The sequence below is a fragment of the Halorubrum sp. Eb13 genome (genome assembly GCF_002252895.1).
GTDB lineage: Archaea > Halobacteriota > Halobacteria > Halobacteriales > Haloferacaceae > Halorubrum.
Genome location: NZ_NHPE01000116.1, coordinates 20588 through 27221, shown reverse-complemented (window position 1 = coordinate 27221; position 6634 = coordinate 20588). Strand labels below are relative to the sequence as shown.

At 73.4% G+C, this 6634-nt stretch carries 7 protein-coding genes; 1 reads left to right on the top strand and 6 read right to left on the bottom strand.

Features of this window, described 5'->3' with window-relative positions:
• The 4 genes from DJ75_RS13195 to DJ75_RS13180 form a co-directional block, all read right to left on the bottom strand.
• Positions 1–817, bottom strand: an 817-nt coding sequence (locus tag DJ75_RS13195; protein ID WP_094524915.1) for an aminotransferase class IV, incomplete at its 3' end; no start/stop codon positions are given.
• A complete protein-coding gene (locus tag DJ75_RS13190; protein WP_249269089.1) occupies positions 810–1526 on the bottom strand; it encodes an aminodeoxychorismate/anthranilate synthase component II in 717 nt (238 codons plus the stop codon). The genes DJ75_RS13190 and DJ75_RS13195, both read right to left, overlap by 8 nt.
• Entirely contained in the window at positions 1519–3309 is a 1791-nt protein-coding gene (locus DJ75_RS13185) for an anthranilate synthase component I family protein (RefSeq protein ID WP_094524914.1), read from the bottom strand. The genes DJ75_RS13190 and DJ75_RS13185 overlap by 8 nt, the downstream gene beginning before the upstream one ends.
• 46 nt (positions 3310–3355) lie before the next feature.
• Complete coding sequence (locus DJ75_RS13180; RefSeq protein ID WP_094524913.1) at positions 3356–3895, bottom strand: helix-hairpin-helix domain-containing protein; 540 nt, start codon at positions 3893–3895, stop codon at positions 3356–3358.
• Between the two features lie 128 nt (positions 3896–4023).
• Between DJ75_RS13180 and DJ75_RS13175 the strand changes: the two genes are divergently transcribed.
• Entirely contained in the window at positions 4024–4482 is a 459-nt protein-coding gene (locus tag DJ75_RS13175; protein WP_094524912.1) for a transporter, read from the top strand.
• 28 nt (positions 4483–4510) lie between these two features.
• Here the strand turns inward: DJ75_RS13175 and DJ75_RS13170 are convergent, their stop codons facing one another.
• Entirely contained in the window at positions 4511–5335 is an 825-nt protein-coding gene (locus tag DJ75_RS13170) for a shikimate dehydrogenase (protein ID WP_094524911.1), read from the bottom strand.
• 133 nt (positions 5336–5468) lie between these two features.
• Positions 5469–6596 (bottom strand): DUF373 family protein, encoded by a 1128-nt coding sequence (locus DJ75_RS13165; protein ID WP_094524910.1) that lies wholly within the window; start codon positions 6594–6596, stop codon positions 5469–5471.
• Positions 6597–6634 lie beyond the last annotated feature (38 nt).

Sequence of the window (6634 nt, the reverse complement as noted above, 5' to 3'; positions counted from 1 at the left end):
CCCCGTCGACCGCGAGGCCGTCGACAGTCTCGACGGGCCGTATCTCCCACGTCGAGTTGGTGAGGAACACCTCGTCGGCCTCGCGGACCGCGTCGGGGGCGTACGTCCCCTCTTCGACCGGAATCCCCTCGTCCTCGGCGATATCGATCACTGTCCGGCGGGTGACGCCGGGGAGGATCGGCCCGTCGAGCGAGGGGGTCTTGAGGGCGGTGCCGTCGGCGAAGAAGAGGTTCGCGGTCGCCCCCTCGGCGACGTTGCCGTCGGCGTCGAGCATGAGGGCCTCGTCCGCGCCCGTGACCCGGAGTTCGAGCCGGGCCAAGATCCCGTTGAGGTAGTTGTGCGTCTTCGCGTCGGCGGGGAGCGCTCGCGAGGACGGCTTCCGCGTTTTCGTCGTCTGGACCGCGGCCGGACCGTCGTGAACCGGCTCCGAGTCCACCCCGCCTCGGGGGAGCGGCTTCGCGATCACGACGACGGTCGGGTCGACCTCCGGTTTCGGGTCGAGCGTGCCGGGCTGGACGCCGCGGGTGACCGAGAGCTTGACGTACGCGTCGGCGAGGTCGTTGGCCGCGAGCGTCTCGTCGATCCGCTCCTTCAGGTCGCCGTCCGCGAGGCCGTGGTCGAGCCCGAGCGTCTCGCAGGTGTCGGCGAGCCGCGCCGCGTGGTCGTCCCACCGGAACACCTCGCCGCCGTAGGCGCGCATCGTCTCGAAGGCGGCGTCGCCGTAGGCGAACCCGCGGTCCTCGACCGAGACGGTCGCCTCGCTCGCGGGCACGACCTCGCCGTCGACGTGATATCGGAGCGACTCTCCCTCACTCATCGGCGGTCCCCCGCTCGTGCGTCTCGCACGCCTCCACGAAGTTCGCCACCATCGCCTTTCCCCGCGGGGTGAGGATGCTCTCCGGGTGGAACTGCACGCCGACGTGCGGTTTCTCGCGGTGGCGCACGCCCATCACGACCTCGCGCTCGTCCTCGGTGCGGGCCGTCTCGACGACCTCGTCCGGCAGGTCGGCGCGCTCGACGCACAGCGAGTGATATCGCCCGACTCGGAGCCGGTCGGGGAGCCCCGCGAACACCCCGGAGCCGTCGTGGGTGATCGTCGACGGCTTCCCGTGGACGACCTCCGGTGCGTGACCCACCCGGCTTCCGCGGTTGGCGCACAGCGCCTGGTGACCGAGGCAGACCCCGAGCACCGGCCGATCGAGGTCGAAGACGGCGGTCGAGACGCCCGCCTCGGCGGGGGTGCCCGGCCCCGGCGAGACGACGACGCCGTCCGGGTCGAGCGCGCGGATCCCGTCGAGGTCGACCGCGTCGTTCCGCCGGACCGCGACCGCGCCGGCGACCTCGCCGACGTACTGGACGAGGTTGTACGCGAACGAGTCGTAGTTGTCGACGACGAGCACCCGGGCGTCCGAATCCCCGACGCCCGATCGCCAGCCGCCTTCGGCGTCGGCGGCGTCGGTGGCGTCCACGGTGTCGGCGCGTACGGGAGCCCCGCCGTCGGCTCCGGGGGTCGACGCGTCAGTCATCGCCCGCCTCCGGCTCCTCCGCGTCGCTCGCGCTCCCGTCCCCGTCCACCGCCATCTCGCCGGCGGCGAGCGCCTCGTCGATGGCGGTCACGAGCGCCCGCGCCTTGTCGAGCGTCTCCTCGTACTCCGCGTCGGGCTCGGAGTCGTGGACGATCCCGGCCCCGACGCGCAGGTGGTACGCCGCGCCGTGCCGGACCAGGGTCCGGATCACGATGTTCAGCGTCGCGCGGCCGTCGAAGCCGGCGGCGAGCATCGAGCCGGTGTACGGCCCCCGGCGCGTCGCCTCCAGCTCGTCGATGATCTCCATCGTCCGCGGCTTCGGCGCGCCCGTGATCGTCCCGCCGGGGAAACACGCCGCGACCGCGTCCGCGAGCCCCACGTCCGGGCGCGCCTCGCCCTCGACGAGGCTGACGAGGTGCATCACCTCGCTGTACCGGTCCACGCGGCGGTACTCCGCGACGTCGACCGTGCCGAACCGCGACACCTTCCCGAGGTCGTTGCGCTCCAAGTCGACGAGCATCGCGTGCTCCGCGCGCTCCTTCGCGTCGTCGGTGAGCTCCGCCTCCAGGGCCGCGTCCGCCTCCGCCGTCTCCCCGCGCGGCCGCGTCCCGGCGATGGGCTCCGTCACGAGCCGGGCGCCCCGGTCGGCGTCGTCGGTCGGGATACGCTCCAAGAGGAGCTCCGGGCTCGCGCTCACGAGGTCGACGCCGGAGGGGGGCGTTCCCGCCGCGTCGCCGCCGTCTCGTCCGGTCTCCGCCTCCCGCGAGAACTCGATCAGCCCGGAGTACGGGGCCGGATTCACCTGCCGGAGCGCGTCGTACGCCTCCACCGGGTGGACGGCGGCGGGGGCGCGAAGGCGCTGCGAGACGTTCGCCTGGAAGGTGTCGCCGTCGCGGACGTACCCCTTCACGCGGCGGACCGCCTCGGCGTACCCCTCGCGGCCGACGCCGCTCTCGAAGGTCGCCGTCGATGCGTCCGGATCGGGCGCGGGGCCGACCTCGGGATCGCCCGTCTCGATCCGGTCGATCAGGCCGCCAGCCCGCGCCGCCCCTTCGTCGAACAGCGCGTCGAGGGCGTCGCGGTCGGCCGTCGGGTCGTCGACTCCCGCCGGGACGCGCGGACAGGCGGTCACGCGGAGGGTAACGGACGACGCCTCGTCCGCGTCCTCGTCGTTTTCAGCGCTCTCGGCGCCCTCGGCGTCCTCAGCGTCGGCCACCGGGCACTCCCACGCCGCGACGCGGTCGAAGACGCCGATCTGGAGCCGCGGGAGCCCGCGGTCGTCGACCGCGCCGGGGCCTGCCGGCGCGGACGCCGGAAACGACTCCAGCTCGCGGGCGACGTCGTAGGAGAGCCAGCCGAACGCGCCGCACGGGTAGGGGACCTCGCAGTCGCCCCGCGCGAGCCGCTCCCCGTCGAGGAGGCCCTGAAGCGCCGCGAGCGTCGGGCTCGGGCGGCGGTAGTCGCCGGTCGGGCTCCGGCGGCCGGCGTCCGGGCTGTCGGATGCGTTGCCGACCGAGGCGACGTCCTCGCCGCCCCCCGTCGCAACGACCGCCTCGTCCGAGACGGTCAGCCGCTCGACCGGGTCGACGCCGAAGTATCCCCAGCCTGACTGGCCGCCGGTGGTCTCGTAGCAGAACCCGCCGGGGCCGTCGCGGGCCCGGCGGTAGGCCGCGAAGGGATCGCCGACGGCGACCCGGAGCTCGACCGGGACCCGGGTCCCCGCGGGCGCCGCCGCGGCGACCTCCCGGAAGCCGTCCCGGTCGGTGTGTACCGATCGCTCCATGTCACTCGGTTCGGCGCGCACGACGAAACAGTTGCGGTCGCCGGTCTCAGAACTCCTTCGCCCGGTCGATCCACGTCGCGGCGCGGCTCTCGCCGACGCTGGCGCCCTCCGCGACCGCGTCGACGTCGGCGGCCGCGAGCTGCTCGACGCTGTCGATACCGATCTCGGCGAGCCGCTCGGCGTAGGCGGGACCGATCCCCTTGAGCTCCTCGACGTCGGTGCCCGTCTCCTCGACCTCGACCGCCTCGTCGTCGGCTTCGACCGCCTCGTCGTCGGCTTCGACCGCCTCGTCGGCGACCCCCGCCGCTTCCGCCGGCTCGGCCGCCTGGGACGGATCCTCGGCGGCGCCCTCCTCGTCGACCAGCGAATCGGTCGATGCGGCCGCCTCGGTCTCCGTGGCGGCCGGCTCGTCGGCGTCCGTTCCCTCGTCCGGGACCGCGTCGTCGGCGTCGCTCGCCGGTTCTGGTTCCGACTCCGATCCCTGTTCGGGGTCGCTCTCGACGGTCACTTCCGTCTCCGTTTCGTCGCGTTCGGCGCGGCCGGTCCCGAACCCGAGTTTCTCCTTGATTTTCTGCAGTAGGGCCATCGACGAAGCATACGAACGTGGGATATTTAAAAACCCTCGCCGTCGGCCGTTCCCCGTCGCTTACCGCCCCTGGCGTCCGGCGACTCCGTCTCGCCTGTTTATAAGTTGCGTCGGTCCCTCCGGCGGATATGGACATCGTCAACCCGGTCATGTGGTCGCTCCACGTCGGCTTCGCGATCCTCTGGACCGGCAGCGTGCTGTTCGTCACCCTCGCCGTGCTGCCGCCGGCGCTCCGCGGCGACGTCGACGGCGACGCCCTCGGGGCGATCGTCGGCCGCCTCCGGTGGATCACTCGGATCGCCGCCCTCGCCTTCCTCGCGTCCGGCGGTCACATGGCCGGGACGCTGTACACGGTCGAGTCGCTCACCGGGACCGGCCGCGGCCACCTCGTGTTGACGATGATCGCGCTCTGGTTCCTGATCACCGGGCTCGTCGAGGTCGCGAGCGGGAAGCTCGCCGACGGGCTCGACGCCGGCAAGCTCCGCGAGCCGGCCCGCGACGCGAAGCCGTTCCTCTACGGCGCCGCCGGGCTCTCCGTGGCGCTCGTCGGTACCGCCGGGCTGCTGGCGACGCCCGGACTGATCTGACGGGGGCCGCCTCGGCCCCGCTCCGCGCTCACTCCAACTCCGCCCGCAGCGCCGCGTTCATCGCGTCGACGGGCGCCTCCCGTCCGGTCCATATCTCGAACGCCTCGACCCCTTGGAACAGCAGCATCCACGCCCCGTCGATCGTCGTCGCGCCCGCGTCGGCCGCCTCCCGCAGGAGCCGCGTTTCGATCGGCGCGTACACCGCGTCGAGCACCGCCAGGTCGCCGTGGAGGTGCGCCGCGGGGACCGGCGTCTCGTCGGGGGCCTCCATCCCGACGCTGGTCGCGTTGACCAGCACGTCCGCTTCGGCGACGCGCTCGCCGAGGTCGTCGAGGCCGCCGCCGGTCGCCCCGGGGACCGCCTCGGCGAGGGAGACGGCGCGCTCCGCGGTTCGGTTCGTCACGGTCACGCTCGCGCCCGCGTCGGCCAGCGCGAACGCCGCCGCCCGGCCGGCGCCGCCGGCCCCGACGACGACCGCCTCTCGACCGTCGAGCGCGACGTCGTGGCGCGCGAACGCCCGTTTCACGCCGGCCGCGTCGGTGTTGTAGCCGCGGGGGCGGTCGGCGTCGCCGTCGCGCAGCGGCCCGAAGTCGACCGTGTTGACCGCGCCGATGCGCTCGGCGAGGGGGGCGGCGTCGACCGCGTCGAGGACGTCGCGCTTGAACGGCACCGTGACGTTGAGGCCGGCCACGCCGAGGTCGGCCGCGCCGGAGACCGCCGCGGCCGCGGCGTCGGCGTCGGGCTCGAAGGTGACGTAGCGCGCGTCGATCCCGAGCGCCTCGTAGCCGGCCTCGTGGAGCGGCGGCGACAGCGAGTGCTCGACCGGGTTCCCGATCAGTCCGTACACGTTCATGGGCGCTCACGCGGCCGCGACCGAGAAAAGTGGCGCGGTCGGGGTGCGGAGACCGCGGGAATAGGCGCGGTCGGGGTGCGGAGACCGCGGGAATAGGCGCGGTCGGGGTGCGGAGCCCTCGCCTCCCCGGCCCTCACTTCCCGTCCGTCTCCCGGTCCGCGTCGATGACGTCCTCCAGCGTCTCGGTCCCGACGTCGCTCGCGAGCTTGACGCCGATCAGCGAGACGACGATTCCCGCGACGATGAACGCCGCGAGCCGCTGGACGGGCGTCACGCCCACGCCGATCGGCTCGAACGGGTCGATCACCGACTCCTGCGCGAGGAAGTAGCCCGCGAACCCGCGGACGACGAGCGAGACGGCGACGATGACGAACGGGAGGTTGAGGTAGGGGGTCCGGATCCCCTCGTCGCGGATCAGCTCGTCGAGGAGCCGCCCCACGGCCGCGGTCACTCCCCCGACCGCGAACCACGGGACGGCGGCGTAGGTGAACTCCATCGCCTCCACGAGCCGCGGGGCGCCCCCGAGCTCCGAGGCCGACAGCACGCCGAAGAACCCGCCCACCAGGGCGAGCCCGGCGGCGACGACGTACGTGACGATCGACACCTGACCGGCGTACAGCGCCTCCCGAACGCGCTCCGGCATCCCGGCGACGAACCGGTCGATCGCGAGCCCCTTGTAGAGGAGCGCCGCGCCGAGCAGCCCCGCGACGCCCGCGACCGCCTCGGCGGGGGAGAACCAGTAGAACAGCGCCGGCAACAGCAGGAGGGCGACCCCGAACGGCACGAGGATCGTCGACCGGAGCTGCTCGTCGGCGAGGAACTGCTTCAGCAGGTAGTACGTCGACTCGATGTCGCGGGCCTGGCGGACGACGACGCGGTCGACGGAGTCGACGGGGATCCGCGACTCCACGATCGGGAGCACCCGCTCGTCCTCCGCCGAGTCGACGACGACGACCGCGGCCCGGGGGTCGTACCGGTCCACGAGGTCGTCGAGCTGGGCGGCGATCGAGCGGTCGGCGCCGACGGCGGTGTCGCTCTCCGCCGACACGACCGCGACGACCGACTCCTCGCGCTCGTCCCGGAGGTCGCGGGCGACCCGAAGCGACTCGAGCAGACAGTTGACGCTGGCGTCCTCCGGGTCGCTGAGCCCGGCGTCGGTGACGAGCGACCGGACCGCCTCCCAGCCGGCGACCGGCATCGGGACGTTCGTGGCCCGGCCGATCGCCCCGGATCGGTCGATGCAGATGACCAGCGTCGTCACGCCTCGACTCTCGATCCGCCCGGATAAAAAGTTCCCCG

Coding starts and splice junctions, on each gene's coding strand:
- DJ75_RS13190 (WP_249269089.1), bottom strand. CDS start 1,526: ATGACTGACGCGTCGACCCCCGGAGCCGACGGCGGGGCTCCCGTACGC.
- DJ75_RS13185 (WP_094524914.1), bottom strand. CDS start 3,309: ATGGAGCGATCGGTACACACCGACCGGGACGGCTTCCGGGAGGTCGCC.
- DJ75_RS13180 (WP_094524913.1), bottom strand. CDS start 3,895: ATGGCCCTACTGCAGAAAATCAAGGAGAAACTCGGGTTCGGGACCGGC.
- DJ75_RS13175 (WP_094524912.1), top strand. CDS start 4,024: ATGGACATCGTCAACCCGGTCATGTGGTCGCTCCACGTCGGCTTCGCG.
- DJ75_RS13170 (WP_094524911.1), bottom strand. CDS start 5,335: ATGAACGTGTACGGACTGATCGGGAACCCGGTCGAGCACTCGCTGTCG.